This window comes from Synechococcus sp. CS-1333 (assembly GCF_025128015.1).
Taxonomy (GTDB): domain Bacteria; phylum Cyanobacteriota; class Cyanobacteriia; order PCC-6307; family Cyanobiaceae; genus MW101C3.
In genome coordinates this window covers 113,604-127,835 of the sequence record NZ_JAHLYO010000016.1, presented here as the reverse complement: position 1 = coordinate 127,835, position 14,232 = coordinate 113,604, and the positions used below count along the sequence as shown (strand labels likewise).

The 14,232-nt window shown below is 68.6% G+C and carries 13 protein-coding genes; 4 read left to right on the top strand and 9 right to left on the bottom strand.

All coding sequences use genetic code 11. The features are described from left to right. The first annotated feature begins 43 nt into the window (after positions 1-43). Both KQ303_RS07640 and KQ303_RS07635 read left to right on the top strand, forming a co-directional pair. Positions 44-1,522, top strand: coding sequence for a leucyl aminopeptidase (locus KQ303_RS07640; protein WP_259729822.1), 1,479 nt, complete (start codon positions 44-46; stop codon positions 1,520-1,522). 30 nt (positions 1,523-1,552) lie between these two features. Further along, positions 1,553-1,801, top strand: a complete 249-nt coding sequence (locus KQ303_RS07635; protein ID WP_094512679.1) for a hypothetical protein — start codon at positions 1,553-1,555, stop codon at positions 1,799-1,801. Positions 1,802-2,029: 228 nt separating this feature from the next. On the opposite strand, the gene KQ303_RS07630 is transcribed toward KQ303_RS07635, so the two are convergent. The 9 genes from KQ303_RS07630 to KQ303_RS07590 all read right to left on the bottom strand — a co-directional run bounded on the left by KQ303_RS07630 (position 2,030) and on the right by KQ303_RS07590 (position 10,672). Continuing rightward, positions 2,030-2,218, bottom strand: a complete 189-nt coding sequence (locus KQ303_RS07630) for a hypothetical protein (RefSeq protein ID WP_255145411.1) — start codon at positions 2,216-2,218, stop codon at positions 2,030-2,032. 79 nt (positions 2,219-2,297) lie between these two features. Beyond that, the gene (msrA, locus tag KQ303_RS07625) at positions 2,298-2,978 is read right to left on the bottom strand and encodes a peptide-methionine (S)-S-oxide reductase MsrA (protein ID WP_259729821.1); all 681 of its coding nucleotides are present in this window, start codon (positions 2,976-2,978) and stop codon (positions 2,298-2,300) included. After that, complete coding sequence (gene lpxB, locus KQ303_RS07620; RefSeq protein ID WP_094512682.1) at positions 2,975-4,201, bottom strand: lipid-A-disaccharide synthase; 1,227 nt, start codon at positions 4,199-4,201, stop codon at positions 2,975-2,977. The genes msrA and lpxB overlap by 4 nt, the downstream gene beginning before the upstream one ends. Then, the gene (gene lpxA / locus KQ303_RS07615; RefSeq protein ID WP_094512683.1) at positions 4,201-5,022 is read right to left on the bottom strand and encodes an acyl-ACP--UDP-N-acetylglucosamine O-acyltransferase; all 822 of its coding nucleotides are present in this window, start codon (positions 5,020-5,022) and stop codon (positions 4,201-4,203) included. Before lpxA ends, lpxB begins: the two co-directional genes overlap by 1 nt. A gap of 4 nt (positions 5,023-5,026) precedes the next feature. Continuing rightward, positions 5,027-5,500 (bottom strand): 3-hydroxyacyl-ACP dehydratase FabZ, encoded by a 474-nt coding sequence (fabZ, locus tag KQ303_RS07610; protein WP_369803020.1) that lies wholly within the window; start codon positions 5,498-5,500, stop codon positions 5,027-5,029. Further along, on the bottom strand, positions 5,493-6,344 hold the full coding sequence (gene lpxC / locus KQ303_RS07605) for a UDP-3-O-acyl-N-acetylglucosamine deacetylase (RefSeq protein ID WP_259729820.1): 852 nt from the start codon (positions 6,342-6,344) through the stop codon (positions 5,493-5,495). The genes fabZ and lpxC overlap by 8 nt, the downstream gene beginning before the upstream one ends. Continuing rightward, positions 6,344-8,749, bottom strand: a complete 2,406-nt coding sequence (locus tag KQ303_RS07600; protein WP_259729819.1) for a BamA/TamA family outer membrane protein — start codon at positions 8,747-8,749, stop codon at positions 6,344-6,346. The genes lpxC and KQ303_RS07600 overlap by 1 nt, the downstream gene beginning before the upstream one ends. Before the next feature lie 43 nt (positions 8,750-8,792). After that, on the bottom strand, positions 8,793-9,548 hold the full coding sequence (gene purC / locus KQ303_RS07595; protein ID WP_259729818.1) for a phosphoribosylaminoimidazolesuccinocarboxamide synthase: 756 nt from the start codon (positions 9,546-9,548) through the stop codon (positions 8,793-8,795). Then, on the bottom strand, positions 9,545-10,672 hold the full coding sequence (locus KQ303_RS07590) for a hypothetical protein (RefSeq protein ID WP_259729817.1): 1,128 nt from the start codon (positions 10,670-10,672) through the stop codon (positions 9,545-9,547). The genes purC and KQ303_RS07590 overlap by 4 nt, the downstream gene beginning before the upstream one ends. Positions 10,673-10,731: 59 nt before the next feature. On the opposite strand from KQ303_RS07590, the gene purD reads away from it, so the two are divergent. Then, positions 10,732-12,042: a phosphoribosylamine--glycine ligase gene (gene purD / locus KQ303_RS07585; RefSeq protein WP_259729816.1), complete on the top strand. Its 1,311-nt coding sequence runs from the start codon at positions 10,732-10,734 to the stop codon at positions 12,040-12,042. Positions 12,043-12,182: 140 nt separating this feature from the next. After that, positions 12,183-14,219, top strand: coding sequence for a two-component system sensor histidine kinase NblS (gene nblS / locus KQ303_RS07580; RefSeq protein ID WP_259729853.1), 2,037 nt, complete (start codon positions 12,183-12,185; stop codon positions 14,217-14,219). Positions 14,220-14,232: the final 13 nt, after the last annotated feature.

The following is a 14,232-nucleotide window of genomic DNA, read 5'->3' as shown; positions in this document are numbered from 1 at the left end:
CGGGGCGGCATGGCTACGATCGCGCCTCCAAGGTTGACGCTCCATGGAGTTCCGCACCAGCCCCACCGCCTTCACGCAGTGGGAAGGCGACACCCTGGCGGTGGGAGTGCTGCAGGGGGATCCCGCCGGTTGGCTGCCGCTCCTGTCAGCCCGCTTCAGCCTCGACCTGCCCGCGCTGCTGGAGAAGCGACGCTTCAAGAGCAAACCCGGCGACTGCCTGGCCCTGCATCTGCCCGCCCACACCCCCAGCCTGCTGGTGCTGGTGGGACTGGGGGAGGCTGGCAGCCTCGACGGGGCCGCCCTGCGCAGCGCCGCAGCCGCCAGCGCCAAGGCCGCCGCCGCCGCCGGGGGCGCGCTGGGGCTGGCCCTTCCCAGCGAGGGCCTTGATCCCGCCGCGGCCGCCACGGCCATCGCCGAAGCGGTGCGGCTGAGCCTCTACAAGGATCAACGCTTCAAGAGCGAGGCCGAGCCCCAGCCGCTGCCGGAGAGCGTCACCCTGCTGGGCCTGCAGGAAGCGGCCGGTGCTGGCCTGAGCGCCGTGGCCGCCACCTGCGCCGGTGTGGAGCTGGCCCGCGAACTGGTGGCCGCCCCGCCCAATGCGGTCACCCCCCAGGCCCTGGCCGACACCGCCGCCCGCATCGCCACCGACTTCGGCCTGGAGCTGAAGGTGCTGGAGCGCGACGACTGCGAAGCGCTCGGCATGGGGGCCTACCTGGGCGTGGCACAGGGCTCGGATCTGCCGCCGAAGTTCATCCACCTCACCTACCGCCCCGCCGGGGGCTCCAGCCGACGGCTGGTGTTGATCGGCAAGGGGCTCACGTTCGATTCGGGCGGCTACAACCTCAAAACCGCCGGCTCCCAGATCGAGATGATGAAGTACGACATGGGCGGCAGCGCGGCGGTGCTGGGTGCGGCGCGGGCCATCGCCGAGCTCAAGCCGGCGGATGTGGAGGTGCACGTGATCGTGGCCGCCTGCGAAAACATGATCAGCGGCAACGCCATCCACCCCGGCGACATCCTCACCGCCTCCAACGGCAAGACGATCGAAATCAACAACACCGATGCCGAAGGGCGGCTCACCCTGGCCGATGCCCTGGTGTACGCCTGCAACCTCGAACCGGATGCGGTGGTGGATCTGGCCACGCTCACCGGTGCCTGCGTGATCGCCCTGGGCGAGGAGATCGCCGGGCTCTGGTCTGTCAGCGACTCGCTGGCGGCGGCCCTAGTGGACGCCGGTCAGCAGGGCGGCGAGCTGTTCTGGCGCATGCCGCTGCATGCCGCCTACAAGCAGGGCCTGAAAAGCCCGGTGGCGGACCTCAAGAACACCGGGCCACGGCCGGGAGGGTCGATCACGGCGGCCCTGTTCCTCAAGGATTTCGTCACGCCCGATCTCCCCTGGGCCCATCTCGACATCGCCGGCACCGTGTGGAGCGACAAGGGCCGGGGGCTCGACCCCGCCGGTGCCACCGGCTTCGGCGTGCGCACCCTGGTGAACTGGGTGTGCCTCGGGGGCCCGGCTTAGGGTTGTCCACTGACGCCGCTTGCCGACGCCATGGCCGCCAAGAAGATCCGCTGGTACATCCGCGCGCAACTGGGCGTGCTGCTGTTGCCGCTGGGCCTCTGCCTGGTCGGTGAAGCGATCAGCCGGCGCACGGTGCAGCAGGTGGCCCTTCTGGTGAAAGCGCCCGCCACCGGCCCCTGGTTCTGGTACGGCGCCCTGGGGCTGATCTGCGTGACCGCGGGTGTGGGCCTGATGGTGGAGAGCGGCCTGTTGAGCGGCTACCCCCGCCAGGCCCGGTAGGCCTGCCTGTCTGTTCATCAGGTCAGAGGCGGAGCGGCCACACAGAGGCTGAACAGCACGGACAGAGCAGCACGACGCAGGCGGTGTGTCCATGCACCCAACCCTGGGAGCCCTTTGAGGACTGGTCCGAACGGGTGCGGCATCGTTTCGGCGCTGTGCTGTTCCGGTTGCTCCCCTGCCAAGATCCGCTGGATCGCTGCAGTGCTGGAACCTCGTGGTGGTGGCGCCTCAGGCCGCCGCCACCGGCGCAGCGCCGCCCAGGAGCACGGCGGGCGATTCAAGCTCGTGGATCTGCCAGCGGGCCCGGTCGCCGAAGCTCATCAACAGGCGGTCGAGATCGTCGACCGCCTGTTTCGGGCTTTCGTAGGGGCCGATGTGGCGGGTGGCCAGGCCGTCCTTGATCGTCAGCAGATACATACAGGCACCGACATGTCGCCTGCAGTCAACGTAAGCAGGCGGCCCGCTTCTGGGAAGGGCTGAAACCCCCACCGGGGTGTCAGGGGGAACGCCAGGGCGTGCCGCTGCGGGCGGCCTTGCCCCAACGCTCGTCGAGGCGCCGGTCACGGCCGCACGACCAGCGGTAATAGGAGTACTTCGCCTTGTTGCGTTCCGCGTAATTCTGGTGATAGCTCTCGGCGGGCCAGAAGCGCTGCAGCGGCCGCACCGGCACCCGCAGCTCAGCGGGCTTGCGCTTCAGTTCGCGGGCGGCCGCGGCCTGGCTGGCACGGGCCTGCTGGTCCTGACGGGCACCGCGCACGAAGATGGCCGGCTGATACGACGAGCCGCGATCGCAGAACTGGCCGCCCCCATCCAGCGGATCCACGTTGCGCCAGAAGGAGCGCAGTAGCGCCGGATAGCTGATCCGGTCGGCGTCGAAGCGCACCAGCACGGCTTCGAGGTGCCCAGTGCCACCGGCCGACACCTGCTTGTAGGTGGGGTTGGCCTGGGCACCGCCGCTGTAGCCGCTCACCGCATCGAGCACACCGGGGAGCTGCTCAAGGTCGTGCTCCAGGCACCAGAAGCAGCCACCGGCGAACACCGCCTCCTCCACCGCCGCCTGCGCGGGCGGAACGGCGGCGATCAGCAGGGTGACCACCAGCAGCAGCGGTGCCAGCCAGTGGTGCCAGGGGCGCTGCAGCAGGCTCCGCGAGGGCGGGGGGGAAGGGAGCGGGTTCATGCCGGTTCAGGAACGCTGCGGGCGGTGGCGGCGCCGTGGGTGGCCGCCGCGGCGATCTGATCCAGGATGGCCGCCGCCGCTCTGCGTGTGACGCCCGGCTCGCCCAGGATGCCGCGCAGGCGGCTGTAGCCGTCCAGCATCCGCTGCCGCTCGGGGCCTTGCTCCAGCAGCGGCAAGGCCTCCGCCACGATCGTGTCGGCGGTGAGGTCGTTCTGCAGCAGTTCCGGCAGCAGCCGTTCCCCCAGCAGGAGGTTCACCGGGGAGATGTGGGGCACGTTGAAGCCCAGCAGCCGCTTGGCGATGAAGGCGGTGGGCCGGCTGAGTCGGTAACCCACCACCTGGGGGACCCCCCGCAGCGCCATCTCCAGGTTCACCGTTCCCGACTTGGTGAAGGCCAGGGTGGCGGCGGCACACAGGGTGGGCTTGAGCGCGTCGCAGCGGGCGGCCGGCACCACGGTGGCCTCCACGCCCGCAGCCGCCAGGCGGCTGGCCAGGGGTTGCTCGAAGCTGGGCAGGCCGGCCGGAACGATCACCTTGAGGCTGGGGCGCAACTGCTGCAGCCTTGCGGCGGCGGCGGCCAGGGGCGGCAGCAGGTAGCGCAACTCCTGGGGCCGGGAGGCCGGCATCAGCAGCAGCAGGGGCTGGTCCGGGGTGAGACCCAGCTCGCGCCTGGCTTCGGCCGGATCGGGCTGTTCGGTGAGCGTGTCCACCAGCGGATGGCCCACCCAGGTGACGTCAGCGCCGCGGGCGGCGTAGAAGCTGGCTTCCTGGGGAAAGATGGCCAGGATCCGGTCGGTGAAGCCGATCAGGCGCGTGGTGCCGCCATCGCCGAAGCGGAAGGCCCACTCCTGCGGCGCGATGTAGTAGGTGATCGGCACCCAGGGGTAGTCGCGGCGGATGCGCAGGCCCAGATTCACATTGGCGCCCATGTAATCGATCAGCACCAGCCCATCAGGCGGCGACTGGCGCAGCCATTGGCCCACCTTGCGCTGCAGGCGCAGGGTGGGGAGCACCAGGGGCAGGGCTTCCCAGAGTCCGATCGCCCCCATCGGCGCCGTGTTGGCGATCAGCCGGGCGCCGGCACGCTCCATCCGCTCGCCGCCCAAGGCCACGATCTCCAGCGGCAGGTGGCGGCGTTCCGCCTCCGCATGCAGCGCCTGGATCAACAGCCCCCCCTGCAGATCACCCGACACCTCGCCGGTGCTGATCAGCAACCGCGCCATCAGCGCTGCGGCGGCAATGGGCCGCGGCGCCCGGGCGCAATCGAGGCCTCGAGGAAGCTGCACAGCTCCTCGGCTGCCGGCAGCAGGTGCTGCTGACGCAATTGCCGCAGCGCCTCCATCAGCACCTCATCGCCGCGGTAGAGGCGGTCCCACACCTCCCGCAACTGGCGCAGCTCGGCGCCGTCCTCGCGGTCGGCAAGGCCGCTGCGGCGCAGGCCGATGCGGTTGAGGCCCCGTAGCCGGCCCGGGTGCCCTTCCACGATCGCGAAGGGGGGGACGTCGCGATCGATGCGGCTCATGCCACCCACCATCGCCAGCTTGCCGATGTGCACGAACTGGTGGATGCCCAGCACGCCACCGATCACGGCCCGATCACCGATCACCACATGGCCGGCGATCGCCACCCCATTCGCCACCACGATCCGGTCGCCCAGTTCGCAGTTGTGACCCACGTGGCTGTAAGCCATCAACAGGTTGCCGCTGCCGATGCGTGTCTGCTCGCCGGCGGCGGTGGCCCGATTGATCGTGACGCATTCACGAAACGCGTTGTCGTCCCCGATCACTACCTCGGTGTCAGCGCCGTTGTACTTGAGATCCTGGGGCTCGAGGCCGATGCAGGCTCCCGGAAACACCCGGTTGCGCGCGCCCATCGTGACCCGGCCATCGATCACCACGTGTGGGCCGATGGTGCTGCCCGCACCGATCTGGACATCGGGACCGATCACGGCGAACGGGCCGATCGCCACCCCTTCGGCCAGCCGGGCGCGGGGATCCACCAGAGCACTGGGATGGATCTTGGTCGTCACGGCGGAGCTCGTCATTCCCTCAGTCCACCAAAGAGAACATGAGTTCCCCTGAACACACCAGGTCTCCATCGACGGTGACGGTCCCCTTCACTTTGCCGAAGCGCTTGCGTTTGAGGGCGATCAGCTCGCAGGTGATCCGCAACTGATCACCCGGCACCACCGGACGTCGGAAGCGCACACCATCGATGCCGGCGAACACGAACAGCCCCTTGGGAAGTTCAGGCATCTGGCTGATGATCAGGCCCCCCACCTGGGCCATCGCTTCAACGATCAGCACACCGGGCATCAGTGGGCGGCCGGGGAAATGCCCCTGGAACTGGGGCTCGTTGAGGGTGACGTTCTTGATCGCCACGGCGCGCACGCCCATCTCCTGCTCGATCACCCGATCGACGAGGGCGAAGGGGTAGCGATGCGGCAGCAGGTTGAGAATCTGCTCGCTCGTCAGCAGCGAGGTCTCGGGGGGAGAGAAGACGGACAAGGGAGCGTCAGGCAGTTCGGGGGAGGGAGGCCAGGGCGCCCGCCAGTGCCGTGTGCAGGCCGTGGGACCCGCGGAAGGCGAACACCTGGGCCATGGGCAAGCCCACCAGCGCCAGATCCCCCAGCAAGTCCAAGAGCTTATGGCGCACTGGTTCATCGCTGAAGCGCAGCGGAGGGTTCACCCAGCCCTCGCCATCGCAGACCAGGGCGTTGTCAAGGGCGCCTCCCTGGATCAATCCGGCGGCGCGCAACTGTTCGATCTGCTCGAGGAAGCCGAAGGTGCGGGCGGGGGCGATCTCGGCCACGAACCGCGGTGGGGTGAGTTCAAGAGTGAACAATTGCTGGCCGATGGCCGCCTGGGGATAGGCCACAGCGGCGCTGAGGCGCGGCTGCTCGCTGGGCAGGGCCACAGCGAAGCTCACGCCCTGCTGGACGGTGAGCGGTGCTGCCAGGGTCTGCAGCGGCTCCCGCTCGCCGATCTCGTGCAGGCCCGCCGCCGCAATCGCCTCCACCCAGGGCAGGCCGGAGCCATCGAGTAGCGGGATTTCTTCCCCCTCAACCAGGATGTCCACGTGACTCAGGCCCGTGCCCACCAGCGCTGCCAGCAGGTGTTCCACGGTGGCCAGGCGGCCCTGATCGAAGCGCAGCGCCGTGCATAGACGTGTGTCGGCCACTTGGCGGGGATGGAGAGGCACTGGAGGTTGGCTGGGCTGACCCAGCCAGCCCACCGCGAACCCCGGGCGCTCGGTGGGCTCCAGTCGCACCCGCGCCACCGCACCACTGTGCAGTCCCACCCCGGTGATCTCGACCGGGGAAGCCAGCGTCCAGGCACGGGCATAGTCCGCCGGCCACGGGCTCATCAGAACTTCCAGCCCACGCCGAGGTTGAAACGCCACTCGCCGGTGAAATCACGGCTGGCAACCTCCAGGCGCAGGGGCCCCACCGGTGTGGTCACGATCAGGCCGGTGCCCACCGAGAAGCCACTGCCGGGTTTGCCCAGCAGCCCACCGGGGTTGCCCGGCACGTTCGCCTGGGTACCGAAGGTGGTGCCGCCATCGATGAACAGCTCACCACTCACCACGCTGAACAGCGGGAAGCGGTACTCGATCGTGGCTTCACCAAAGCTGCGCCCCACCCCGAGGTCACAGTCGAAAAAGCCCCGCACCGAATTGGAGCCGCCCAGGCAGAAGGCTTCATAAGGGGGCAGCGAACCGATCGTGGAGCCGGCGGACACCTGGAAGGCCAGAGCCTGCTTGCAGTCGAAGGGCTCACCTGGCCGCGGTCGGCAACCCTTATAGAACCTCAGCCAGTTGACCGGGATGAAGTGGGAGTAGCTGCCCCGGACCCGGTTGAAGGTGGGGGAATCGGGGCCCACCGATACGAACTGTTCGGTGCTCAGAGAGAGAAAGTTGCCGTCGGTTGGGTTACGGGGATCGTTGAGGGTGTTGCGAGTGGCGGCGAAGCGGATACCCACCAGCTGGTTGGTGGTGGCACAGTTGAAGGCGATGCAGATGACGTCTTCGGTGGGGGCACTGCGGCCGTTGAAGTTGTTGGTACTCACGCCGAAAGGCATGGACGTACCGCCGAAGTTGATCGGCCGCACCTCCTGGACGCTGGCACCCACCACGACGCTCCAGGTGGCCCGCTTGAAGGGATCGCCGCCGTTGAGCGGACGGGCGAACTGGAAGTTGCCGCCGATGCGCTGCAACACCACCGAGTTGCCGTCAAAGTCGAACCAGCTCGTATCGGGGAAGGCGTTCTCAGCGGAATCCACCGAGTTGAAGCTGCGGTCGGCGGGGTTATTGGAATCGTTGATGTTGAAGGCCACATCGGTGCCCGGCGCTTTGTAGAAGTCGGAGGCAGTGTTGATGTTGCCGCCGTCCTGCGACTGGAAGATCTGGGGCACGTCGCGGCTGACGAACAGTCGGGCGCGAAACGCGGTGCGGAACCGGTCGCCCTTGATCCAGGGATCGGTGAAGGAGAGATCGGTGAGGGCGCCGAACTGGCCGTAGGTGAAGTTCAGCGCCAGGTCCCAGGCCCGGCCAAGCAGGTTGCTGTCCTGCAGCTGCACCTGACCGAACACCCCCTGGCTCTGGCTGTAGCCGAGGCCGCCGGAGAGTGAACCGGTGGACTGCTCCACGATCCCGAGCACGATCACCACTTCGCCGGGCTGGGCCGGCACCGGCCGCAGGGTCACCTTGATGTCACCGAACAGGCCGGTGCCATAGAGGCGTTTGATGTCGTCTTCCAGCTGGCGGCGGTTGAAGATCTCGCCCTGCTCGATCGAGATCTCCCGGGTGATCACCCATGGCTTGGTCTTGCCACGGATCGGCTCGTTCTTGTCGTTGGTGGCGGAACCCTCCTTGTTGAGAAACTGCACCTCCACGCCCTGCACGGTGCCTTCCCTCACCGTGAGCTCCACCACGCCCTCGGGGCTGACGCGGTTGGGGCCGGTGATCCGGGCCAGGGAGTAGCCCTGGTCGGCGTACCACTTCTGGAGCTCGTCGATGCGGCCCTTGAGCACATTGAGATTCAGGGTCTTGCCGTAATCGGGGGCGAAGGTCTCCTGAATCACCTGAGGAGGCAGCTTGGCCTTGGGCGTGTCCAGCGCCACCTGGGAGAGCACGGGATTGGCTGTGGTGATCACCACCACCTGCACGCCCAGGGGGCCGTCCTTGGGCTGGATGCGCACATCGGAGAACCAGCCGCTGGCATAGATGGCCGACAGGTCGGTCTGCAGCTCAGAGCGGGTGACCCGGCTGCCGGGACGCACCGTCATGGCGTCGTAGACGGCGAGTTCAAGCCGCTCCCGCTCCGGGTGGCCGTCCAGGCCCTCCACCACCACCTCGCTGATCAATACGCGCGGTTCGCTGGGGGAGGCCGGCGGAGCAATCTCCGCCGCCGGGGCCGGGGCCGGGGCCGGAGTGGCAGAGGGAGCCTCGGCGGGTGCGGGCTGGGCGGCAGGGTCTGGGCTGGCCGGGGCTCCGGAGGCCGGTGGGGTGGCCTGAGCCTGGAGAACACCGGACGGAGCCTGCGGGATCCCGGCCGTCGGTGCCAGAGCACCAGAGGTGGTTGCAGTTCTGGAAGTGGCCGGTGATGTGGCAGCAGCTGCAGCACCAGCAACCGGCTTGGCTTCAGTGCTGGCCGGTGCCAGCAAGGTGGCGCCGCCCAGCAGCGGCAGACTCAGGGCGAGGGCCACGGAGTTGGGCCGGCGCGCCAATACGGAGAGGAGATCGCCGGTGAGGGCGTTGCGGGGGACACCCATGGTTCTCCGGAAGAAGGCGGACGGGCCGCAAATTGGCGTGACCTTACCCGTAGACCCGGGGGGAAGGGCAAACCCCTTGGACCCGTTTGAGGACCTCCCCATAGGCCTCGATCACGCCGCCGAGGTCCTGGCGGAAGCGGTCCTTGTCCAGAATCCGGTCGCTGGCGTCCTCAGTGGCGAGGTCCCAGAGCCGGCAGGTGTCCGGGCTGATCTCATCGGCCACCACCAGCTGCTGATCCGCCGTGAAGCCAAGCTCCAGCTTGAAATCCACCAGTTCGAGCCCTACGCCGGCGAACAACGGGCGGAGCACACCATTCACCCGGTGGGCGAGGGCCTCCAGATCGGCGCGCTGCTGCGCCGTGACCAGCGCCAGCCTCGCCAGCCGTGCCTCGCTCAGAAACGGATCGCCGTAGGCATCGTCCTTGTAATAAAGATCCAGCAGCGGTGGCTCCAGGGGGGTACCGGGCGCGATCGGCATCTCCCGGCAGAGGGAACCGGCCGCGCGGTTTCGGATCACCACCTCCAGGGGAATCACCGCCACGGGCCGCACCAGCATCCAGGCGCTGCCCTCCACACCCAGGTAGTGGGTGGGAACGCCGGCGGCCTCGAGCGCTTCGAACAGCAGCGCGGAGATGCGGCAGTTGAGGGCGCCCTTCCCCTGCAGCTGCGCTTTCTTCAGCGCATTGAAGGCAGTGGCGTCGTCCTTGTAGTCCACCGCCACCAGGTCGGGGTCCTGGGTGGCGAACACCCGCTTGGCCTTGCCCTCATACAGGAGCGCACCGATCGAAAAGGCCGTCATGGCAGGAGGGAGTTGGGTTGTGGTGGGGTAGGGCCGTTTGCGGGTGCGGGGCTGGCGTGCCCACCGGCGGCCCGGGGGGAGCGCAGCTCACGTTCAAGAGCAGCTGCGCGTTGCTTCGCCTCGGGATTGGCGCGCTCCAGCAGCCATTCGCCATAGGCGTCGTCGATGCGACGGGCGAGCCTCAGGCGCCGGTCGGCGGCCGCGCGCGGATCGGCACCGGCTGCGCGCTGCACGAACTGCTGTAGATCCAGCAGCTGCGCCGCCAGCCCCCAGGCCCCATCCGCAGCCGCCTGGTTGAGGGCCAGCTCCAGCAGGGCATTGCGCTCAGCCAGCGGCACCGCCACCAGCAAGATCACCGCCCGCTCCAGCCGCTCGGCTGCCACCGTGCCGGGCAGCCGTCCGGCCAGCAGCACCTCCGCCGCCTCCCGCGAGCGGCCCAGCACCTCCAGGTGGCCGGCGAGTACATCAAGGGCCGAGCGGGTGTCGAGACTGCCGTCTTCGCGTAGCCGCAGGGGCAGGGGCATCGTTTCCAGCTGGGCGACGCGGCCCGCCGCCAGCCGCCGCAGCGCCTCGGCGGCCCGGCGGTGATCGAGGGCGGCGTTGGCGGCGCGCCACTGCTGCACCAGCCACTGCTCCCGCTCGCGGCCCTGCCCGGGGCCGTAACGGTCGAGCACGGTGAGCGCCGACTCTGGTGCCAGGCAGCTGATCAGGGCATTGGCATTGACCAGGATCACGGCGAAGGGCTGGGGCGCCGGGCGCATGGTCACCAGGCGCTCACGCAGCAGGCGCAGCCGGTCGCTGCGATCGAACCGGGCGGAGTCCTGACAGGCCCGCTCGAGGGCCGCGAAATCCTCGGAGCGCAGCGCAGCATCGAAGTCCTCGTCGGGCATTCCCGGCAGTACGCCAGGCCCCGGGACCGCAGGCGTCACCGGGGCCTGGGGCGTTGCCAGTTCTGCAGCCATCGGCGGAGCCTGGGCCGCCGGGGCAGCAGACCCGGGCTGGCGCTGGGTTGGGAGCGCGGTCTGGGCCTGGACGGGAACGTTGCCGGCGATGACCAACCCGGCCATCAGCAGCAGGGCCAGCCTTCGGCGGGGACCCACCGGCATGTAAAGAGGAAGGGTCACGGCAGGCGGCCACCGGGCCACAACCTAAGGGAACCGCCCCCCATCACCCGCTCCGCTCCATGTCCGCACCCCTGACCGATGGCCTGCCGTCTCCACGCCGGGTGCTGGTGGTGGGGGCGGGGGGCCGGGAGAACGCCCTGGGCTGGGCCCTGCGGCGCTGCCGCGGCGTGGAACGGGTGTGGGTAGCCCCGGGCAACGGCGGCACCGCCGGACAGGAGGGCTGCGAGCCGCTGCCGATCGCCGAGAGCGATGGGCCTGGGCTGGTCGCCGCCTGCCTGGAGCGGCAGGTGGATCTGGTGGTGGTGGGCCCGGAAGCACCCCTGGCCGCTGGCCTCGCCGACGAGCTGCGCGCCGCCGGACTGGCGGTGTTCGGTCCAGGGGCCGGCGGCGCCCAACTGGAGGCCAGCAAGCAATGGGCGAAGGCGCTGATGCAGGAGGCCGGCGTACCCACGGCGGGCTACTGGGCCGCCACCAGCCGCGAGCAGGCGCTGCAGGCCCTGGAGTCCCATGGCCGGCCCCTGGTGGTGAAGGCCGATGGGCTGGCGGCCGGCAAGGGGGTGACGGTGGCCGACAGCCTTGAGGAGGCCCGTGCCGCGATCGAGGAGATCTTTGCGGGGCGCTTCGGCAGTGCCGGCGACGCCCTGGTGCTGGAGGAGCGCCTGAGCGGACCGGAGGTGTCGGTGTTCGCGCTCACCGACGGGGTGCGCATGGTGCTGCTGCCTCCCGCTCAGGACCACAAGCGCATCGGCGAAGGGGACACCGGCGCAAACACGGGCGGCATGGGGGCCTATGCGCCGGCCCCCCTGCTGGACGCGGCCGGGCTCGAGCTGGTGCGTCAGCAGGTGCTGCTGCCGATCCTGGCCACCCTGCGGGGCCGGGGCATCGATTACCGCGGCGTGATCTACGCGGGCCTGATGCTCACCGACGACGGACCGAAGGTGATCGAATTCAACTGCCGCTTCGGCGATCCCGAGTGCCAGACGCTGATGCCCCTGCTGGGCGATGAACTGGCCGAGGTGCTGATGGCCTGTGCCAGCGGCCGCCTTGATGCCGCCCCGCCGCTCACGATCTCGGGCCGCTGCAGCGCCTGCGTCGTGGCTGCCGCCGCCGGCTACCCCGGCCCGGTGCGCAGCGGTGACGCGATCACCACCAGCCTTACGCCGGATCCGGATCTGCAGCTCTTCCATGCCGGTAGCCGGGCCGGCGCCGATGGTGTCTGCGTCACGGCAGGAGGTCGGGTGCTGGCGGTGGTGGCGCAGGCCGACGATTTCGATGCGGCCTTCGCCGCCGCTTACGGCGGCCTGGAGCAGGTGCACTTCGAAGGCCTCAGCTTCCGGCGTGACATCGGCCACCAGGTGCGCCGCCCCTAGGGTGCGTCTATCCGACGGTTCCGCGCGTGACCGCCGAGCTTCCGCCCTCTTCTGACCGGCCGGTGTCTGCCTCTCCAGCCTCCGCCCCGACCCCTCCGTCCCCTGCCCCCGCTCGCGGCGCCACCACTGGCGCGGCCGCCATGCCGCTCAGCTGGCAGCAGCGGCTCGGCCTGTGGTGGGCCGAATTCAGCCTGCAGACCAAGCTGCTGGCTGTGGCCACCCTGGTGGTGAGCCTGATGATGACCAGCATCACCTTCATCGCGCTCAACGGCATCCAACGCGATGCGCGCATGAGCGACACCCGCTTCGCCCGCGACCTGGGTCTGCTGCTGGCCGCGAACGTCACCCCGCTGGTGGCCGAAGCCAACGACCGCGAACTGGCGGCGGTGGCGGAGCGCTTCTGGCGCTCGAGCCGAAGTCTGCGTTACATCTTCTTCGCCGATCCCGATGGAGTGATCTACCTCGGCATCCCGATCGGCGGCAGCAACGGCAGCAGTGAACTGCTGCTCAGCCGCCGGCTTGAACTGCCCGCCGATCTGCAACGCCGTTCCCAGAATCCGCTGATCCGTCAGCACCTCAGCCCAGACGGCCAGGTCACCGATGTGTTCGTGCCGATGGTGAGCGAAGGGCGCTACCTCGGCGTACTCGCGCTTGGTATCAATCCCAATGAAGCGGTGCTGGCCAGTGCGGCATTGACGCGGGAAGTCACCGTGGCGGTGTTCATCTCGATCTGGGTGCTGGTGATCCTCGGGGCGGTGTTCAACGCGCTCACGATCACCCGCCCGGTGAAGGAATTGCTGCGCGGCGTGCGGGCGATCGCCGGCGGTGATTTCCAGGCCCGCATCGCCCTGCCTGTGGGCGGCGAGCTGGGGGAACTGCTGAATGGTTTCAACGACATGGCCTCCCAGCTGGAGGTGTACGACGCCGCCAACATCGAGGAACTCACCGCCGCCCAGGTGAAACAGCAGACCCTGATCGCCAGCATGGCCGACGGCGCTGCCCTGCTCGATGGCGATGGTCAGATCGTGCTGGTGAATCCCACGGCCCGCCGCCTGTTCCGCTGGGAAGGCCGCAACCTGGAAGGCAGTGATCTCTGCAGCGAACTGCCCGATCTCCTGGCGATGGAACTGCAAGCCCCGCTTGATGGCTTGCTGGCCGGTGAGCGGGACAGCTGCGATGTGCGCTGCACTTTCGGCGAGCCGCCCCGCACCCTGCGCATCGTGCTGCAGAGCGTGCGTGATGCCAGCGGCGAAAGCCTGAAGGGGATTGCCATGACGATCCAGGACCTCACCCGGGAAGTTGAACTGAACGCCGCCCAGAGCCGCTTCATCAGCAATGTGTCGCATGAATTGCGCACGCCGCTGTTCAACATCAAGAGCTATGTGGAAACCCTCCACGACATGCGTGACCAGCTGAGTGAGGAGGAAACCCAGGAGTTCCTCGGCATCGCCAACGCTGAAACCGACCGTCTCACACGCCTCGTGAACGATGTTCTCGATCTGTCGAGGCTGGAATCCGACCGTACCTGGGTGCTCGAGCCGATTGAACTGCGCCCGGCGATCGAGCAGACCCTTCGCAATTACCGCCTCAATGCCGATGAGAAAGGGGTGACGCTGGCGATGGATGTGGATGCCCAGTTGCCCCGCGTACGTGGCAACTGGGACCTCCTGCTTCAGGTCTTCGACAACCTGGTGGGCAATGGGCTCAAGTTCACCCAGCCGGGTGGCTGCCTGAGGCTGCGCGCCTATCCGTGGCCTGATTCCTGCCACATCGACCTCTCCATCCCCGTCCATGACAAAGACAGCCTCAGCTGCGGTCTGTCCTCACCCCTGCCGCGGCTGCGGGTGGAGATCGCCGACACAGGAGCCGGCATCTCCCGCGAAGACCAGGCCCGGATCTTCGATCGCTTCTACCGGGTCGAGAATGCCGTGCACACCGAAGTGGGAACGGGTCTGGGGCTATCGATCGTGAGAGGCATTATTGAGAAGCACGGCAGCCGCATCCACATGGTGAGCGAACTGGGCGTTGGCACCACCTTCTGGTTCGATCTACCCCTGGAGCAAGCCGACAGCGATGAACTGGCGATTGCAGGCGAGCGAAGTAACGCAGCCGCCGTCACGTCTACATTCAGTGCTGCGTTCTCACATCCATCACCACCCGCTGCCAGCGCTGTCTGAGATCTGGCTCAGA

Excerpts from the sequence above, each read along its gene's own strand:
- KQ303_RS07640 (WP_259729822.1), top strand. The coding sequence starts at position 44 with ATGGAGTTCCGCACCAGCCCCACCGCCTTCACGCAGTGGGAAGGCGAC.
- KQ303_RS07635 (WP_094512679.1), top strand. The coding sequence starts at position 1,553 with ATGGCCGCCAAGAAGATCCGCTGGTACATCCGCGCGCAACTGGGCGTG.
- KQ303_RS07630 (WP_255145411.1), bottom strand. The coding sequence starts at position 2,218 with ATGTATCTGCTGACGATCAAGGACGGCCTGGCCACCCGCCACATCGGC.
- msrA (WP_259729821.1), bottom strand. The coding sequence starts at position 2,978 with ATGAACCCGCTCCCTTCCCCCCCGCCCTCGCGGAGCCTGCTGCAGCGC.
- lpxB (WP_094512682.1), bottom strand. The coding sequence starts at position 4,201 with ATGGCGCGGTTGCTGATCAGCACCGGCGAGGTGTCGGGTGATCTGCAG.
- lpxA (WP_094512683.1), bottom strand. The coding sequence starts at position 5,022 with ATGACGAGCTCCGCCGTGACGACCAAGATCCATCCCAGTGCTCTGGTG.
- lpxC (WP_259729820.1), bottom strand. The coding sequence starts at position 6,344 with ATGAGCCCGTGGCCGGCGGACTATGCCCGTGCCTGGACGCTGGCTTCC.
- KQ303_RS07600 (WP_259729819.1), bottom strand. The coding sequence starts at position 8,749 with ATGGGTGTCCCCCGCAACGCCCTCACCGGCGATCTCCTCTCCGTATTG.
- purC (WP_259729818.1), bottom strand. The coding sequence starts at position 9,548 with ATGACGGCCTTTTCGATCGGTGCGCTCCTGTATGAGGGCAAGGCCAAG.
- purD (WP_259729816.1), top strand. The coding sequence starts at position 10,732 with ATGTCCGCACCCCTGACCGATGGCCTGCCGTCTCCACGCCGGGTGCTG.
- nblS (WP_259729853.1), top strand. The coding sequence starts at position 12,183 with ATGCCGCTCAGCTGGCAGCAGCGGCTCGGCCTGTGGTGGGCCGAATTC.